Genomic DNA, 19,325 nt, shown 5'->3' on the forward strand with positions numbered 1-19,325 from the left:
TCGATACGGCTACTGATATTCGTGCGGATTTACATGCTGCCTTAATCGACTCGGCTAATGACGTTCGCTCTGATTTGGCTTCAGCTCTGGCTGATTCTGTACTGAATGTACGATTAGCCTTAACCGACTCAACTTCAGCAATACGCACTGATATGGCCAGTATGCAAAGTCAGATTGATGCGGCAACAACACCATCACTGTCTGATGTTCTATCAATGGGAACCGATGCGAATGCGTCAAGTATTACCAATATTAATGGCATCTCTGTGAATGGAAGTACTTCATTAGGTGATGATATAGCGACCGACAACTTAACGGTAAACTCTACCATCCAAGGTAACCTGACATTTGAAGGTAGTAGTTCAGATGGATATGCGGTGACGTTAGCGCCTGGAACTGGAGATGCTAATTATACAGTTACTCTGCCTGATGCCACAACAACACTTGTAGGAACAGACAATAATCAAACTCTTTCCAATAAGACACTAACTGCAATTAATATTAACCCGAATAATGAAGATGTAAATGTAGGTGGAACTGTTATTACAGTTGGATCAAGATCATTAATTAACGTCAATGATGGAGATTCTGGTTCAAATACTTCATTTACAATTTCAAACGGCACTAAAGACGGTCAGATGCTCATATTAATTTTGGTAGCAAGTGCTAATTCATCGTCTTCTCAAAGCGCTGTTATTCTTTCAGACTCTGGTAACACAATGCTCAATGGGGATTGGGGACCAGATGGAGGTGAGGTTGGTTCTACACTAACAATCATGTGGAATGCCTATTTGAATGCATGGGTTGAACTTAATAGATCCATTAACTAATGAGGAAACTTATTTACATATCGTTCCTTATTATTTCATGGCCACTGGTGGCTCAAGATCTCTATATTCCATCAGGCGCTGAGTTTACCATATCAGATGGAGCTGAAGTTGCAGTGGGAACTGACCTACTAAATAACGGAAGACTAGAAGTAAAGGAAGGTGGCTCTTTCATCTGCATGGGTAACATCACGAATGTTGGGTTCTTTATTAACAATGGCCAGCTAGATATGTATCAAAACTGGGCCAATGCAGGAACTTTTAATACCTCCCAAGGAGAAATGATTTTTTCTGGTGACGGAGAGCAACAGTTCGCCAGTTCTTATCTGCCCATTTCCAGTCTAGTAATTCATAAATCTGGAACAGTACAATTCAACGCAGACTCTATTAAAATCACTGAAGGGCTACATTTCATAGATGGCGTTCTAACTACTGACAATTCTACACGATTTATCGTGGAAAGCGGAGCCGAAATTACACATGAACCCGGCTCTGAATCGTATTACGAAGGAGTAATAACCTCTCGAGGAACTGGGTATCGAATTTTTCCTGTAGGTAACAAAGGATATTACGGTACTCTTTCTTTCCTGGAAATGCAAGGATCAGGAAATTCTACTGAAATAGACGTAAGCTTAATTCATGATCCAATAGCAGCTACTGCTGGATCTGATTTGATTGGCGTATCCGATCATAATCGATGGAAAATACAATTGAATAAAGGAGAAATTAGTGAATCGATTATACAAATTGATTTCACTGAAGAAGATCTCGAATCGTTCACCAACCCGAATAATATCAGACATAAATTCAATACGCCAGTTATTGCAGTTGCTGATTCTATTCAAGGCGAATACAGTTCTCTGGGAATAGAGTCTTTGTATGACACTGACTCTGTAAGTTTTGGGATAATCACCAGTGGTGAATCTGCTTCATTTGAGAGAGGAGCATCACGCTATTTCGGTATAGCACTTGCACCAACCATAGATCCTAAAGGAGAAATATTCTTCCCCAATGTATTTGCTCCAGCAGCATCTGACAAACGAAATCAAACCTATAAGGTATTTGGTGAGCTGATCGCCAACTCTCCTTTTCAGATTAAAATCTATAATAGATTCAGTACGCTAGTTTATCAAGCGGACACCTTTGAAGAAGCCAATCAGATTGGCTGGAATGGGGTTAATGAAGCTGGCAAAGAAGAAGAAACTGGTTTATTCTATGTATTCGTACAGTACGCTTATGCATACGAACCAGAAAAAATAAATGAGTATTCAGGCACTATAATGTTGAAGAGATGAGTTGGAAAAAAATCATATCGTCATTGGTGCTATTTGGGTCGATTTCCGTTTTCGGCCAGGAATTGCAATTCTCTCAGTTCTTTTCATCATCGCTGTATTTGAACCCTGCATTTTCTGCCATCTATGTAGAACCTTCACTGTTTGTGAACTACAGAAGACCAATGGATAATGGGGTCAACTATAACGAAACCAGTCAAATATCTGTGTCTATGCCTGTCTTAATCAACAAGGCAGAAAACCTGCCAAGAGGTGGAGTTGGTTTGATGGCATACAATAATCAATCTGGTTATGAAGGCATATTTAAAATTTCAGGAGCTTTCCTAAACTATGGTCACAATTTCTCCATTGGGAGACTCAGTACAGAAGTTATTGCTGCTGGAGTTCAACTAGGCTATGAAAGCTACCGAGTAAACTTTAGTGATTTGCGATGGGGAAGTAGCTATAACCCGTACTATGGATATGATGACTCTATGGCCACTCCAGTCAACGAATTTGATGACGAAACCAACCACATGATTGTCAACGCTGGAGTGATGTACTATTACAACCGTCAAAGGAATTTCACTTTGTACAATTACAGCGCATTTTCTGGTTTTGCAATTACCAACATCAACAGACCAGACAAGTCATTCGTGAAAAATGGTAATGCCAAAGCTCCTATGCTATTCAAATACCATGGCGGATTTGAGTTCAAAGTGAGAAAATACAATATTCTTCCAAACATCCTGATCCAATATCAAAGTAGAAACTACACTGCAGATGGAGGGATTTATATGTGGTATTCGCTACACGAAAACAATTTTGGAACAGGAACGGATATTAAATTCGTTGCAGGGGCGTGGTACCGATTACGCGACTCTTTTATATTCCTGGGTGGATTTAATTACAATTCGTTTAGTGTGAAAGCAAGCTATGATCTGAATAGTAACTTGTTCTACAATGATGAAATAGAGTATTCTAGAAACCACTTCGAGTTGTCACTTCAGTACGTACTAAGAAAAGAATCTAGGGTCAGAAAAATTTCCAACCCACTATTCTAATTTCCTCTGATATAAAGTTTAAGCTTTTGCCCTTTCTCCAAGTCAATACCTTGAAGGTTGTTCATTTCCATGATTAACTCTTCTGGAATGTTGAACTTCTCAGCTATGGTTGTCACTGTTTCACCTTGCTTCACTGTGTAGGAATTATCTGATATCACTACAGATTCATTTAGCTCTACTAACATGTCTAGGTTTGGTCTTACATTATCTGGATTTGGAACTCGTAAGGGACGGAAAGCTTCTAAACCAAAGTCTGGCAATCCATTTGCCTTCTGAATGTCCTCAATGGTCACATGGAAATTTCTACTGATACTGTACAAAGTCCCTTTTGGACGGATCAGATATGTCTCTACTGGACGGAAATCTATAGGAGCATTCGATTTTAACTGGAGTTCAATTCGGCGATTGAATTGTCTACCGAATGGATTGTCATTAGGAGCTACTGGGCTTGACTGGCCAATTGCTAACCACTCCATATTTTCGACTTTCACTCCTAAACTCTTCAACATCCCCAATGCTTGCTCGTTTCTAAGCTTACTTAGATTCAGGTTATAGTCTTCATTACCCACATTGTCAGAATGTGACTTCAACTGAATGTATACCTCATTTTTCTTATAGTATTCAGCAATTTCTTTCAAAGCAATCATTGCCTCAGGTCGAATTTGATACGATCCAAAATCAAAATAGATGTTTGTATTCACTGAATATTGATACTTACCAGACTCTGTACCTTCTACTTTCAAATCCTTCACGAAGAATGAAGCGGCAACTCCGGAATTTCCGCCAGTAACATCACTCTGACCAGATACAATTTTGAATTCACCGTTTGGAATGTCTTCAAAAATGAATTTACCCTGATCGTTGGTCATTGCCCTGGCTATGGTTTTGCCATCCTTATCAACAACCTCCACAGGGAAGTTTGCTTTTGGTTTCCCTGATTCATTGTCATACAAGTTTCCTTGAGCCGAGATGTAATTGAAATTGCTATTCTCAAATTTCGCTACGGCGAAATTGACACTACTAGAGACATCATCATTTCTCTCTACCAACACATTTTCACTCAGTATTCGCTGATTTTCAAAACGAAGGTTTTTCAGTTTAGAAAGACCTGCCTTTTCCTCCTCAGTCATCGACAATCTCAATTGAGCATCAGAAGGATAGATTTTGTACTTATTTCCATCCTTAACCAAAGCTTCTCTTGTAACTAATCTGTTCCATTTACTTTTTAAAGACGGTGCTAAGCCAGAATAGTAAGCATATGCCTCACGAGTTATGGAAGCTTCTTCTGGAGTGACCGCATCACCTTTAAGTGAAGAAACTAACAAGGACAAATAGGTCTTTTGAGATGCGCCAAAAGATTTTAAAAACGCATCGTCATCATCTTTGACCTCTGATTTCTTATACTGCTCATTGATGTACTCCATCGCAATAATTCTATCAATCGATTTTTGCTTCGAGGTATCTAATGCAATATAAAACTGTACATCTTCCTCTGTCATTGTAGAAATCTGCTGTTCTTCCTCGACAGTTGGAGCTATTTCAGTTGCCACAACATTTGTGGTTGGCTTGCTCTCTTCCGTATTATTGGATGCAGGCTTATTAGTGGCAATTGATTCTGCCGGGAGTTGGGCGATTTCTTCTTTTTGTGTTTCAGCAGATTCATCAGTTTGAATATCAGTTGACGCAACTTGTGGCTTATCCGTGCTCACATTAGTTGTCACTGAACTTGATTTGCTAGCTTCAACCGGCTTGATTGGCTCCTCAGGCTTGGATACCTCTTTTTTAGGAGTCTCTTTAGCTACTACTTCCGATTCATTACTCAAATCTGGAGTCGTGAAGTTTGGTTTTTGCGGATTCCAGGTTGGGGCAGATACGGTTACAAATCTTTGGATTCGAAGTTGATCTGCCTGATCATTGATGGATCCTCCTTTATTGATGAAAGTAGACACATCATCCGCACTGATCGTTTTTACTTTTTGTTTTTGTTCAGCTGTCAGATTCAACTCAGCGAAGTACATATCAGCCTTCAGCGTGTTCTTAATCATTTTAGCCAAAATACGATTCAGTCTTACTTTCTGACCATCGGAGTATAGTTTATAAAAACTTAAATCCTTTGAATCCAGATTCACACTAAGTTTATCAATGGCAGAAACGATAAATGCCGATGCAATCCGCTTCATAGCTGCCAAATGCTCTGAGGACATATTCTGGTAGAATACTCGATCATCATCATTCAGCTTGTACTTTGGATCATCAGCCATGATCAGAACCTTTTCCTTCACCGATTGATATATGGTGCCTTTGGTCTGATCGTCTATTTGCTTTAAGTAATATGCCAGAGATGGATTCAAAGCCAATTGATCGATCTGGCTTTTATTCTCAAAATAGTCGTAGGCTATCTGGTCAACTCTTTTCTGTTCTGCAGCTCCTAAGCTTTTATAAGTATGAGGAACATATTTGATTTTTTGTGCTTCCTTGACCCTTGTTGCAAGCAAGTGATCCACTGTCTCGCGCTTATCAATATCCAGATTATCATAAAACCGTCTCTCTTCCGAATCAAAACTAACACTTAGGGCTAAATCACGCTCTTCGATGTACTTCATCACCAAATTATCCATGTGATGCTTATCTGTACTGGTCAGGTCACGGTAATAAAACTCATCCTCAATCCTTAATGCACGAATATCATTGTCATTCAATTTTCGGACACGCGCATAAATAATCCGATTGATACGCTCCTTATCATCCAGACTCAAGCTTTTATAAAGATTAGACAATTCATCTGTCATAATCAGATTGACATCAATGATCTTGGCTGCAAGCATGTTGGAAATGATCTCTTTGATTTCAGCTTCTTTATCAGAATCAAAATCATAGTCATCCGAAAATAAAGACTGTCTCCCTGCAATGGCTTCTTCACTGGAAATCTCGGTAATGATTTCTTGCTCTGTTTTGATATCAAACTGATAGATATCTAGTCTTCCAGCTCCGCCTTCTCTATTTGATGATAGATATCCTTTATGCTTTGTCAAAAACATGAATATCTCATCGCGATTGGTATTGAATGGGGAACCCGGATTGAAAATCTCAGGATCCAAAAAAGAAAATCCTTTAGCTAAGAAAATATCGAACCCACCATATCCGCGGTGACCATCAGAAGAGAAAAACAACGCTCTTTGGTTAGCATCATAAAATGGTGAAATTTCAAAAAATGGCGTATTAATCTGGTTTCCCAGGTTTTCTGCACTACTCCAGTTATCATCTCCAGCGTTCAGAGACATCCAAATATCATATTCGCCATACCCGCCTGGGCGGTTGGATGCGAAGAACAAGGTATCTCCTGTTGGACTCACATTTGGATGGCGTGAATCGTACCCAGCCATATTAACCGCTTCACCTAATGCTTTTGGCTCTGTCCACTCGCCATTTACTTTTGAGGTCACATAGATATGACACACATCACCTAAGTCATCATTACAATTGGTATAGTAAAACTTAGAGCCATCTCTGTTGAATGTTCCGGAGCCATCGCCCCATTTCGTATTGACAACTTTTTCTAATTTATCTGATCCTACGTAAGGCTGCCATTTTTCACCTTTTCGCTGAAAACGATAGATATCAGCAAAGGACTCTCCAAAACGATAATCGATGAGGTTTCCACGACCGTTAGATCTCGAAGAGGTTAGGCATAAAAACTCATCATCCTCTCCATAAGCGAATGCCGCAAAATCCATGTATTCTGTATTGATCTCGTCACTGCATCTTTCAAAATTGTGATCCGGTTTTGGATTGGTAAGATCATTTAATGCCAAAATACAGCCTTCTTTTTCTACCCTACCTTGCTTGTAGTACCGTCGATAGCGCTCATCTTCATGAAGGCCAATTTCTTTCAAGTGATCCATGAATTCTTCAAATGCCTGTACCGCCCAGTTAAACTCACCTTCATGCTTCAGCATTTCAGCATAGTAAAACTTAGCCAATGGAAAACGGCTATCGTCTTCCTTAGACACTTTTTCATAATAGAATAAAGCACTCTCATAATCAAACGTGAGCCGGTAACACTCACCCATTTGGAATAAGGCACCTAAATGTCCAGGTTCCTGATCCAATACATCTTTATAAAAGCGCATGGCTTTCACATATTGACCACTTTCAAATAATTTATCCCCTTCACGGAAGACAAGTGACTTACTCAAATCCTGTCCGATTGAGAATAGTGGCATGAGACATACCAAAAAAATGACTGTTAATCGATTATGCATAACTACCCTGTTCCTGTAAGTAAAAACGCACCCCAAATCCTTGGATCAGGATATTTTTCTCTGAGCTTAACTTGTGCCCATTCGAGTGAGTGCGTTACATCATTGGTTTTTATAAACTCTTGATAAAAGAGTGACATCAAGTACTGAGTGGCTTCATCGTCCACTTTGGTCATACTTGTAATTAAATTCTTTGCTCCGGCTACCATCATGGCTCGCTGCAATCCATAAACTCCTTCTCCTGATTCGATATCTCCCAGTGCTGTTTCACATGCAGAAAGTACCACTAATCGAGTATTTTGTAAATGCAAATTGGCAGCCTCGTAAGCACTTAAAATCCCATCATTTGAAGCATCTTGAAACTTACCCTGATTATACATTTTATAGGAAGTCAATGCTCCTGACAAGAACAACCCAGACTTAAACATCGGATCATAACCAGGTGTGATTTTGCTCAAAACAGGATCTGAATCAGTAAAATATCCATGCGTGGCAATGTGAAGTACGGAAGGATTATTGGCTGTTTTCAACCTGGCTTCTGAAGCTTCCGAATTTTTAGAAATATTCACTTGCCATCCACTGCTACTTAATTCCGATGCGATTTCCTGCACTTCTAGTTCTGCGCCAGGCAAATTCTGTAAAGACAAAGGCATTCCCATGGCCGAACCAAAAGAAGGGTTGCCCATTAAAACAGCCGTATGCTTATCCCCAGCTGTACTATTTCGATTCACATATAAATCCCTGGTACTGGTGAGGTAGGACACATAGTATTTATCGATCACAAAATCTTTCTTAGGAGTCTTTAAAAGATTAAGATTCATTTTGAAATACACACCATCAGGAGATACGAACAAGTGCTTAACACCTTCCAATTTTTCATCTACAGGTTGCCAGTAGTTGATATAAGACGCTCGTAGATCATATTCATATTTGACAGAATGCTTATAAAGTGAAAACCCCTTTACCTCAAGTGCCGCTCCATTTTCTACCAACACATACTCTGGATTCACATAGGATTCCGGTTTGACAATGATGTACAGATAGTGCACTTTATCAGTAAACCCAAAAATCTCGGCCTCCTCTGACTGCTGACTCGCAAACTCTCTAAACCGAACAATTTCTACAACCGCCTGATCTTCTTTCAAGGTTCTTCTAATTGCTCGCCAGTTAACCTGCTCTGAAACAAACAATTTGGCAAACTCTGAAGACTTAAACATGAGTGATTTTTCCATTCGCTCCACAGCCTCCTCTGCTTTTGCCAGATCTATTCCATAAGTTTTTAGTTTTTCTTCCCCCAACTGATATAAACCAGCGAGTCTCAGTGTTGCATCAGACCAGTCATTGTATTCTTTGATCAGCTTTTCATCCGAACTATTAAGAATCATGTTATGCACCTTTTCTGAAGATGAGAACAAAATCCCTTTGGTAGCTATCTGATAATCCAGAATATTTTGAATTAAATCCGGATATTCATCCAGCATCTTACTGACAATGAATGTGTAACGCTCCATATCAGCTTTGATCGTTGCATAAAATCTGGATCTTTCAGCTTGAGTAAACCCTGGGAAAATGGACCTCACCTGCTCCAACTGAATGTCAATAGCCTCTCGCAAAAATTCCTCGGCTTTCACCAAGCGGCCAAGCGAGTAATAATACATTCCCATATTCTCCAGAGACTTCCCGTAAGAAGGATGATTTTTACCTAATGCATTTCGACGAATTTCGAGCGCTTGAGAGTAACAAATTCCTGCACCTGATGCACGTCCCATTGCGGAATACAGGATACCGAGGTTTGTTAAGGTAGTTGCATACTCAGGGTGATTCTCCCCATAAATAATTCGATCAATTTTCAATACTTTTTGATAATGCGATTCTGCTGAAATGTATTCTCCCATTTCACGCTCCACACTCGCCAGGTTATTTAGTGCATTCGCATATTTGGGATGATCCATGCCATAAATTCTTTCGAATATCTCGGTTGCTTCTATGAGTAGACGCTCAGCAGCAGCTAACTCTCCTTCTTCTTTGGCTATCGCCGCTAAATTGTTAATCGCTGTAGCATAGTATTTGTGGTCTTTGCCTAAATGCTCCTTACTAATCCCGTATACTTCTTCAAAATAAGACTTTGCTTTTGTGACATTATTCAGCTCATGGTACAAAATACCCAAATCATTTAGCGTTTCCAGCAGTAATTCTTCGGAGATGTTGGACAGTTCTCGTTTCTCCTTTTCTATACTGAGCAGGAGTTTCTCTGATTGGGTGAAGTCTCCTTTGTGCTGATATAAAATCGCCAGGTTTTCCAGAGACTCGATGTATTGCAGCGCAAAGTCATCGCCTAGTTGTAAGTAAATCTTGTTTGCCTGCAACAGGTATTTTTCTGCATTGGTCAAATCACCATTTTTCACATAGATGCGTCCAATGTGATTGGCAACATTGGCAAAATCGGGGCTTCGATCAGCGTGTATTCTTTCACTAATGTACAATGCTGAATCAAAATAGTCATGCGCATGATTGTAATCTCCAACCATCTCAGCAAACTGACCTATTCGCACCAGTGCCTCCACGTTTTCATCGGAAAAAGTGCCGATGTAGTCGTTAAGTATCTTTTGAGCTTCCAGAAAATAGAGTTTGGCCTTTTCAAACTGTCCTATGCGCAAGGACAAATCTCCTAATAGCTCCTCAGTAAGCGCATAGTCCTGATTTTTGGCCTTATGAATGCTATACTTCTGCTGAAGTGTGGTTTCGAGATAGAATTTCGCACCGATATAATCTTGATTTTCAAGTAGGCAATATCCAAGGTTGTGCGTGAGATTGGCTTGAGTCTGTGGCTCTAAATCAAAATGACTTAAACAGTATTCAATCTTCTCGGAAGCCAATTCCCATTCTTTCTGGGACATATGTTGCTCTACCTGATTTTGAATCTGGTCAAATGTTTGCCCATAGGCAATGGTTAAAGACAATACGAAGAATAGTGCGGCGGTAATTCTCGGCATTGGTTGGCGCGGTTGATGTATTAGCAAGAAAAGGTACGGCAGCCAACCTTCAAGTCAAAATTTTACCATATTAAACAGCTCTATTTATCGATGAAAAGCCAAATACCTTGATAAAGTACAATTATTTAAAGATTAAATCTATCGGGATAATCGGTTATTAATCCATCCACACCGATTTCTATCATATGTAACATATCTTCTTCTTCATTGACAGTCCATGGGATCACCTTAATTTCCTGATCCTGAAGATCATGCACAGTTTGAGCTGTTAGCAACTTAAAGTAACAGCTGTAGATTTCTGGTTTGAAACCCAGTGAATCCAAATTTTGCTCATAAGGAAGTTCATTTTCAATTAATAAGGCCAGCGTTACCTTCGGATATTTATCATGGAAATACTGGAGCACTCTAAAATCAAATGACTGAATGGTAACATACTTCCAATCAATCAAATCGTCAATTGTTGAGTAAACTAAATCACTAAAATCAGCCGGCGACGGATGATAAACGTCATCGGATTTTTCCTGACTTTTGATTTCTATATTGTAATTGATGTGCTTTTTCCCTGACTCTTTTAAATGCTCATTTACCGAAGCGATTACATCTTTAAGCAAAGGTTTATTGACAACCATTTTCTTTTGTTCTGGAAATCTTGGATGCGGCTTAGTTCCACAATCAAACTGCTGAATTTCCTCGTAATTCATTTGATAAATGTTGTATTGATACTGCGCAGTATCCGAAATCTCTCTTCCCTGCTTATCCAAACACATCTCAGCAGACATGTAAGGTTCATGAGACACTAACAATTCTCTATCATCAGTTACAGCCAGATCCATTTCAAGAGTATTTACTCCCAAATCGATAGCATGTAAGAATGCAGGGATCGTATTTTCAGGATATAATCCACGACAACCTCTATGCCCCTGAAGGTCAAAATTGGACTCCTTCTTTTCTGGATTACAACTCATAAAGATTATTGTAAGAATGATGAAAAAGTAACGCATTAAGTAAGGAATTTTATACGAGTAAAAATGTAATCAAGTGTCTCTTCATTCAACACCATGCGGTGGTAGTCGGTACCATCTAACTGCTGCTGTTTGTAGCCACTTTTATGAAGGTGCTTTTTATTAATATTAGCATCAAACCAATGGACTAACCGAATTTTTCCATCCTCGATTTCCAAACACGTAATGCCTCGCTTACCAATCACACACCCTGAATTGAACAAGCAAGGAATGTGAAAAATGGTGTTGTAAACGTAATTCTGAAAATTGGTGTCTTCGTTTTGCTTATAGTATTTCTTCAGGTCTTTTTTCAGTGACTTGATAGTCGTGATTACCTCCTCCGTCCTATGCTTTAAATCATTGGCATAGTCACGAATCAACTGTTCTATCTTGAATTTCAAACGCTCAACCTTATGTAATGATTCGAACAAAGGTCTATGGGTATGACCGATAATCGAAACTACTTTTCGGTATGCCGAATAATGATACGTGCGCTTCTCAATGGCATACTGCTTCTTACTGCTGTGTGCAACTGAGTAATTCTTGATCCCCAATGGATTGGCAAAATACTTGAGCGTAAAGCCAATAAGCGCATTATGCTTTTGGAATTTCTTAGATGCCTGATGCCCATGAAAAAAGAACAAATGATCTCCTTTGTATTCGAACTTGAAGCCTTCCAATAACTGGTAATCAAATGGCAATTCCTGCATCAAATCAAGCTCCAAATCATGATTGCCAATGGTTTTCAAAAGCCTGGATTTCTTGTGGAATTGATCGAAGAGATCATAAACTGCTTCCCATTGCTTAAGAATTTTCTTCAGTTTGAATCGCTGCATTTCTTCCACATCCCCATTAAGAATCAACGAAAAATCCTTCTTGAGATAATGCTCACCCAATACTGTTTTGAACAGTTCTGCATTGGTTTTGAAATCATCTGTGCTTCCTCCGTCGCCCATGTGTAGGTCGCTAAATACGACCCACTTATCTCCCTCCTTTAACTCGAAAGTCGGAGAGGCGTCGAAAAGGTTATCTAGATTTTGATAGACAATCTTGTTGGTGATCTTCACTTTGATAAGTTAGCAAAACGCTAAATAAAGGAGAAGATTCCACACGGTTTATGATTACTACTTTATGGAATTATTAAACATTAAGACTTTTTCATCAAAACTGCCTCCCAGGGCTTCAGAGTGATCTGACCACTGCCGTAAGCCAATGGTGCTTTATAATTGCCTATCACTTTTTCGAATCCTTGAGCATCGATGTTGTACACATAGTCCTCTGAAGTAAAGTTCAGAATCACTAAGTGCTCACATTCATCATCCCACCTTTTGAAAGCATAAATGGATTCACTCATTGGATCTAAATCCACATAGTCGGCATAAACCAATGATGGGTTATCCTTTCTAACCTGAATCATCTCGCGATAAAAATTCAGAATCGAATCACTATCTGTCTCCTGAGCTAACACATTAATCTGAGGATAATTTGGATTCACTTTTATCCATGGTGTACCAGAGGTATAGCCGGCATTCACTTGATCACTCCATTGTACTGGAGTTCGAGCATTGTCACGCCCTTGCTGATGAATGGCTTTCATGAGTAAGTTCAGATCTTTGCCTTTTTCACTCCACTCTTTGTAGACATTCTTTGTCTCAATATCGTCGTAATCGTCAATACTATCAAAAGCCACATTGGTCATGCCAATTTCTTCTCCTTGATACACATATGGAGTACCTCGCATGCTCATCATCATTAAGCACAGCAACTTAGCCGACTCAGCATGAAACTCCTGGTCATTCGCGAATCGAGAAGTGATTCTTGGAAAATCATGGTTACCAAGGAAGATACTATTCCAACCTTTTCCAGCTAATTTATTATCCCAATCAGAAAATACTTTTTTGAACTGAGGCAAACTATATGGAACAGGATCAAACTTTCCTTCCGGCCCATGATCGATGAACATGTGCCCAAATTGGAATACCATGTCCAGTTCCTTTTCCTCCTCATTTACGTATTTTCCACCATTGTCTAAATTGATACCAGGTCCTTCACCAACCGTCATGATGTCGTACTTACTCAACACCTCACGGTTCATTTCTTTAAGAAACTCGTGAACTCTTGGTCCATTGGCATATACTTTCTCAATGGTCTCATTGAACTCCTGATAAGGAGTATCGTCATATCCTCGTTTAGAAATCAACGAAATCACGTCCATTCTAAAACCATCAATTCCTTTATCTAACCAATATTTCATCATGGTGTAGACTTCCTCTCGCACGGTTGGATTTTCCCAATTCAAATCAGGTTGCTTGGTGGTAAACAAGTGCAAAAAGTATTCATCACTCGCTTTATCATATATCCAGGCATCACCACCGAAGAATGATTGCCAATTATTCGGAGGACCTCCGCTGATACCTTTTTTCCAGATGTAATAATCTCTTTTTGGACTCTCTTTGGAAGACTTGGACTCAACAAACCAGGCATGCTCATCCGATGTATGATTGACAACTAAATCCATGATCAAGCGCATTCCACGCTCATGAACTCCAGCCAATAACTCATCAAAGTCATCCATAGTGCCAAACTCATCCATGATATCATAATAGTCTGCGATATCATACCCATTGTCATCGTTTGGGGATTTGTAAACTGGACACATCCAGATCACGTCTATTCCCAGACTTTTAATGTAATCGAGCTTTTGGATGACACCCTGGATATCTCCAATACCATCACCATTACTGTCTTTATAGCTACGTGGGTATATCTGATACACCACGGATTCTTTCCACCAGGTTTTGTTCATTTTACTGCTGTATAATCCAAATAAATTGATGTGGGTCTAAAGTGTATTTGTACCCACTAAAATCAAGTTCTGCTCCTGAGTAGAGGTCCTTAACTCCTTTTTTCATATCAAATCCCAGATGGAACATCATATCCATTTTCAATTCCTCCGGGTGATCGTTGAGGTTAACCACCACAAAGACCCGCTTGTTCCCTTCCCCACGAACATAGGCCAATAAATGCTGATTATGACAATCCACCAGGTGTCTTACTTCACTATCAGCAAAGGCTTTTTGTTTCTTCCTGATCTTAATCAGTTTCTGTAATTCCGTGAATACTTTCCCCTCTACTGTCGACTTTTTCTTTCTAAGATCAGCCTGCTTCCAATCCATTTTTGGTCGGTGCATCCAGCGGTTGTCATATGACAAACTTGGGTCTTCCTCAAAAGAGTAATCATTGATTCGAGCGAGCTCATCTCCTGCATAAAGCATCGGAATACCTCCATAACTCACTATGATGCTATGAAGCATGACAATTCGCTGTAACGCCAAGGCTTCAGCATCCTTATCCTTTTCAACCAACGCTCTCTCCAAACCAGCAAGTGAAGCCAGGCTACCCGATATTCGTGCATCACCCTTGACCTTGTCTTCCATGAATTTACGTCCTCTCCCAAATGACCAATCGATATTACCAACCATGAAATTGATGAGGAACTGTCGATGATGCCATGGCGAATACCCTGCCCACTCTGCATGCTGATCTTCATAGCCCAAACCTATATCGTCGTGGCATCTCACATAATTGAGCCAGGTTGCTCCCATTGGCTTATGAGGCACATTGTGCATCGTAGACCAAAGAAGTCTATTATTTTTAGTAGCTACGGTGTCCCACAGCAAAGTCATCAAAGTGGCATTGTACGCCAAATCACACTCATTACTGGTCGTCTGAACCTCTCCGAAGTATTTAATGATCTCATCCGGTGCCACAATGGCTTCTGCCAGGAATAAAGTACCCGGAGCGCCGACTCTCACACAGCTTTTGAAAGTTTTAATGAGTAAGTGTGCTTCCCACAAGTTCTGACTCGTGGTACCAACTTTCTTCCACATGAATGCCAGCGCATCTAGTCGAAGGATATCAATCCCCTGATTGGACAGGTAAAGAATGATATCCAACATCTCAATGAAGACCTCTGGATTGGTGTAATTCAGATCCCACTGGTAGTTATGAAAAACCGACATTACCCACTTATTCACATCTTCGATGTAAGTGAAATTACCCGGAGCTGACTCTGGGAAAACCTGTGGCAATGACTGCTCAAACTGATCGGGAACTGTACGATCGTTAAAGAAATAATAGTATCCCTGATATTTTGGATCGCCTTCTCTGGCTTTTTGAGCCCACTCGTGTTGGTTAGATGTATGGTTAAGAACCAAATCCATCATCAACACCATGTCTTTTTTCTTAAAATCCTTAGCAAGAGCTTTTACTTCTTCCATGGTGCCAATGGCTGGATTGATGGATCGATAATCCGATACGGCATATCCTCCATCATTGTTCTTTTCAGGACACTTAAGTATCGGCATCAAATGAACCAAATTCACACCAAGCTCTTCCAGATAGCCCAATTTGTCTTTCAAGCCCTTTAGATCTCCGGCAAAACGATCCACATACAGCATCATGCCCACCAGCTCCTGACTCAATATCCAGTTGGGGTCACCTTCACGCTTTTTATCTACGAGTTTGAGATCCTTATCACGCTCCAGATATTTGTCAATAAGCACATTGACAAGTCGTTCGAGGTGATCCCAGACATCATTTCGCAATGGATACAATGTATGGAAATAATTGAATATGTCTTGAAAATTGGCCGAAAGGCGCATGAGGAAATGCTCGTCAAGCTTTCCACTTTTTCCAGAACGCGACAATATGTCCTGGAGTAACCGATTAGACTCAGGGTTATACACTTCTTTATACTAATACGTTTTACCTATATCACACGAACTGGCTAGCCACTTTCAAGCTTTTCTCTAACCATGCCTGCTCGTGTCTTCGTCGGTCTTCTGACCAACTAAAATTCTTACTCAAATAATCAAATACTGGCTCTATCAACTTTGGAATGGTATTGATGTTAAAATACAATCGACCGGTTCTCCGCTCAAAGAAGTCCATAATCGAATGAACGGCTTCTTCCTTCACGGTGAACTCCAATTCTGACAAGGCCAGTCTTATCTCAGGGTCTTCTTCTTTTCTGGTTTTGTAGTAACCGAAGACATCCTCAACCTGCTTTCCGTAATTCCCAACCAAATACTCCGCATAGTAAGGATCAAGTCCCATTTCTGTCACTCGTCCACGAACATATGCTTCATAGTTGCGAACTGCTTCTCCATCTTTAAAACCGGACCCTGCCAATAAAATCTTATCTGTGTTGCAATCAGGAATTTCAATTCCCAATTCATCTTCCATTCGTTTGCCCAGCTTATCGATGATTCGCTCAGCCATTTTGCGATATCCTGTCAGTTTACCTCCAGCTATGGAGAGCAAACCACTTTCTGATTCGAATATCTCGTCTTTTCGAGATAATTGAGAGGCAGACTTTCCTTCCTCCTCGATCAAAGGTCGTAAGCCAGCCCAGCTAGATTCTACATCATCTATCGTCAACTCCACCTCTGGAAAAATGTGTTTTACTCCCTTCAATAAGTATTCAACATCTTCTTTATCCGTGCGGACATCATTGATATTACCATGGTAATCAGTATCGGTGGTACCAATGTAAGTCACTCGATCTCTCGGAATAGCGAAAATCATTCGCCCATCAGGCACATCGAAATATACCGATTGCTTCACAGGGAATTTGGAATGCGGTAATACGATGTGAACTCCCTTCGTTGGGTGCAGTTTCTTACCTTTCAGTGATCTATTCTTCTCTCTGATTTCATCTACCCATGGTCCAGCAGCACTGATGGTATAGGTGCTATTGATTTTGTATTCCATGCCCGTCAGATTATCGCGCCAATCAATTCCTCGTACTTTCCCCTCTGCATCATAAATGAAGTCTGTTGCTTCCGCATAATTGATGATATCAGCTCCCATGCGAGTGGCTGTTTTTAATATCTCAAGAGTCAAACGAGCATCATCTGTGCGGTACTCGGCATAGATTCCTCCTCCTTCCAATTTATCAGGATCAAGTAATGGCTCCTTCTCCATGGTTTCTTCGTGAGTCATCATTTTGCGCTGATCCACTTTCTCCACACCGGCCAATACATCATATACCATCAGACCAACTGACGTCAATATCTTACCATAGGTGCCATCTTTAATCAACGGCAATAGCATCTTTTCGGCTTTGACCAGATGTGGTGCCAAATGATGAACTACCGCTCGTTCCTGCCCCACTTCACGAACTAATGCTACCTCAAACTGCTTGAGATACCTCAGCCCGCCATGAATTAGCTTAGTCGATTTGCTACTGGTCCCAGATGCATAATCATTCTTCTCCACCAAGGCTGTTTTTATACCACGAGCAGCAGCATCCAGTGCAATGCCTGCACCAGTCACCCCACCACCAATGATCACCAAGTCGTATTGGGTACGATTCAGTTTCTCAATTAACTCTCCTCTCTCGTTGGCGTTAAATCCATTCATATTTCCTTGGTCCAGTTAAAGGTTCGCTTGACAGCTTCTTGCCATCCTTTGTATAACTTCTCCCGTGCGGTTTTATCTATGGAAGGTTCAAATTTCTTTTCCGTTTTACGGACTTTTTTGATTTCATCTAATGTCCAGACTCCTGCAGTCAAACCAGCTAAATAGGCAGCACCAAGTGCGGTAGATTCTGTAATGGCCGGCCTGTCCACTTCTACTCCAAGTATGTCAGATTGGAATTGCATCAAGTAGTCATTGGCTGTAGCTCCACCATCCACCATGAGACTGGAAATTTTAATTCCAGAATCCTGCTCCATGGCTTTCTTCACGTCCCGTGTCTGATAAGCAATGGATTCCAATGCTGCTTTGATGATGTGGTCTTTGCCCGTATCACGAGTTAACCCAAATATGGCTCCTCGAGAATATTGATCCCAATATGGAGCTCCTAATCCTGCAAACGCAGGCACTAAAAAGACATCATGAGTTTCCACTTTCCTTGCGAAATACTCCGAGTCTGACGCATTATCCAATACTCGCAGGCCATCACGCAACCATTGAATAGCCGCTCCAGCTATGAAGATACTACCTTCCAGCGCATACGTCAATTCGCCGGTAGTGCTACAAGCCATGGTCGTTAATAAACCATTTTGAGAATGCTGACACTTATTACCTGTGTTCATCAGCATGAAACAGCCAGTACCATAAGTGTTTTTAGCTTCTCCAGGCTCGAAACATGCCTGACCGAATAGCGCTGACTGCTGATCTCCCGCAATTCCCATTATCGGAATGGTCGCTCCACGGTACTCATAATCTCCAAAATGATAGGCCGAAGGATGTGCTTCAGGAAGCATCGATGCTGGAACATCCAACATTTCCATCAATCCTTCATCCCATTTATTATCCACGATATTATAAAGCATCGTTCTAGATGCATTGGTATAATCCGTGGCATGAACTTTACCTTTTGTCAAATTCCAAACCAGCCACGAATCAATAGTTCCGAAGCAAAGCTCTCCCTTTTCCGCTCGCGCTCTTGCTCCATCTACATGATCCAAAATCCATTTGACTTTGGTTCCAGAGAAGTAGGAATCGATGACTAAACCAGTCTTATTTCTGACCGTTTCTTCAAGGCCTTTTTCTTTCAATTCGTCACAAAACTCAGAGGTTCTTTTGTCCTGCCAAACGATTGCCCGATGCATCGGTTCTCCGGTTTTGCGATCCCAAACGACTGTCGTTTCGCGCTGATTGGTTATTCCAATAGCTGTGACATCTCCTGGATTAATATTCAGATCGTTTAACAGTGCTCTAAGAACCTCAGACTGTGTTGTCCAGATTTCTTCTGCATCATGCTCCACCCATCCAGATTTTGGAAAATACTGAGTGAACTCTTTTTGTTTGACACCAAGAATCTCACCCTTTTCGTTAAAAAGAATGGCCCTCGAGCTCGTGGTACCTTGATCAAGTGCTACTATGTAAGCCATGTTTCT

At 40.5% G+C, this 19,325-nt stretch carries 11 protein-coding genes; 3 read left to right on the plus strand and 8 right to left on the minus strand.

Annotated features, from left to right (window positions below; translation table 11 throughout):
- The 3 genes from NXS00_RS11290 to NXS00_RS11300 all read left to right on the plus strand — a co-directional run.
- A partial coding sequence (locus NXS00_RS11290; RefSeq protein WP_258099306.1) for a hypothetical protein occupies positions 1-830 on the plus strand: 830 nt, incomplete at its 5' end.
- The gene (locus NXS00_RS11295; protein WP_258099307.1) at positions 830-2,122 is read left to right on the plus strand and encodes a T9SS type B sorting domain-containing protein; all 1,293 of its coding nucleotides are present in this window, start codon (positions 830-832) and stop codon (positions 2,120-2,122) included. The genes NXS00_RS11290 and NXS00_RS11295, both read left to right, overlap by 1 nt.
- Positions 2,119-3,162, plus strand: coding sequence for a PorP/SprF family type IX secretion system membrane protein (locus tag NXS00_RS11300; protein WP_258099308.1), 1,044 nt, complete (start codon positions 2,119-2,121; stop codon positions 3,160-3,162). Before NXS00_RS11295 ends, NXS00_RS11300 begins: the two co-directional genes overlap by 4 nt.
- Here NXS00_RS11300 and NXS00_RS11305 read toward each other — a convergent pair.
- The 8 genes from NXS00_RS11305 to glpK all read right to left on the minus strand — a co-directional run bounded on the left by NXS00_RS11305 (position 3,159) and on the right by glpK (position 19,319).
- Entirely contained in the window at positions 3,159-7,358 is a 4,200-nt protein-coding gene (locus NXS00_RS11305) for a LysM peptidoglycan-binding domain-containing protein (protein ID WP_258099309.1), read from the minus strand. The two genes, NXS00_RS11300 and NXS00_RS11305, sit on opposite strands and share 4 nt — an antisense overlap.
- A gap of 68 nt (positions 7,359-7,426) precedes the next feature.
- Positions 7,427-10,414: a CHAT domain-containing protein gene (locus NXS00_RS11310; protein WP_258099310.1), complete on the minus strand. Its 2,988-nt coding sequence runs from the start codon at positions 10,412-10,414 to the stop codon at positions 7,427-7,429.
- A gap of 125 nt (positions 10,415-10,539) precedes the next feature.
- Positions 10,540-11,415 carry a glycerophosphodiester phosphodiesterase family protein gene (locus tag NXS00_RS11315; RefSeq protein WP_258099311.1) on the minus strand — a complete coding sequence of 292 codons (876 nt, stop codon included), beginning with the start codon at positions 11,413-11,415 and terminating at the stop codon, positions 10,540-10,542.
- Positions 11,415-12,482, minus strand: a complete 1,068-nt coding sequence (locus NXS00_RS11320) for a metallophosphoesterase (RefSeq protein ID WP_258099312.1) — start codon at positions 12,480-12,482, stop codon at positions 11,415-11,417. The genes NXS00_RS11315 and NXS00_RS11320 overlap by 1 nt, the downstream gene beginning before the upstream one ends.
- 80 nt (positions 12,483-12,562) lie before the next feature.
- Complete coding sequence (locus NXS00_RS11325; RefSeq protein ID WP_258099313.1) at positions 12,563-14,221, minus strand: alpha-glucosidase; 1,659 nt, start codon at positions 14,219-14,221, stop codon at positions 12,563-12,565.
- A gap of 1 nt (position 14,222) precedes the next feature.
- Entirely contained in the window at positions 14,223-16,124 is a 1,902-nt protein-coding gene (locus NXS00_RS11330) for an amylosucrase (RefSeq protein ID WP_258099314.1), read from the minus strand.
- Between the two features lie 67 nt (positions 16,125-16,191).
- Positions 16,192-17,841, minus strand: a complete 1,650-nt coding sequence (locus NXS00_RS11335; protein ID WP_258099315.1) for a glycerol-3-phosphate dehydrogenase/oxidase — start codon at positions 17,839-17,841, stop codon at positions 16,192-16,194.
- Positions 17,838-19,319 carry a glycerol kinase GlpK gene (gene glpK, locus NXS00_RS11340; RefSeq protein ID WP_258099316.1) on the minus strand — a complete coding sequence of 494 codons (1,482 nt, stop codon included), beginning with the start codon at positions 19,317-19,319 and terminating at the stop codon, positions 17,838-17,840. The genes NXS00_RS11335 and glpK overlap by 4 nt, the downstream gene beginning before the upstream one ends.
- Between the last annotated feature and the right edge of the window lie 6 nt (positions 19,320-19,325).

This window comes from Marinoscillum pacificum (genome assembly GCF_024714495.1).
GTDB lineage: Bacteria > Bacteroidota > Bacteroidia > Cytophagales > Cyclobacteriaceae > Marinoscillum > Marinoscillum pacificum.

Coding starts and splice junctions, on each gene's coding strand:
- NXS00_RS11325 (WP_258099313.1), bottom strand. CDS start 14,221: ATGAACAAAACCTGGTGGAAAGAATCCGTGGTGTATCAGATATACCCA.
- NXS00_RS11300 (WP_258099308.1), top strand. CDS start 2,119: ATGAGTTGGAAAAAAATCATATCGTCATTGGTGCTATTTGGGTCGATT.
- NXS00_RS11295 (WP_258099307.1), top strand. CDS start 830: ATGAGGAAACTTATTTACATATCGTTCCTTATTATTTCATGGCCACTG.
- NXS00_RS11335 (WP_258099315.1), bottom strand. CDS start 17,841: ATGAATGGATTTAACGCCAACGAGAGAGGAGAGTTAATTGAGAAACTG.
- glpK (WP_258099316.1), bottom strand. CDS start 19,319: ATGGCTTACATAGTAGCACTTGATCAAGGTACCACGAGCTCGAGGGCC.
- NXS00_RS11310 (WP_258099310.1), bottom strand. CDS start 10,414: ATGCCGAGAATTACCGCCGCACTATTCTTCGTATTGTCTTTAACCATT.
- NXS00_RS11315 (WP_258099311.1), bottom strand. CDS start 11,415: ATGCGTTACTTTTTCATCATTCTTACAATAATCTTTATGAGTTGTAAT.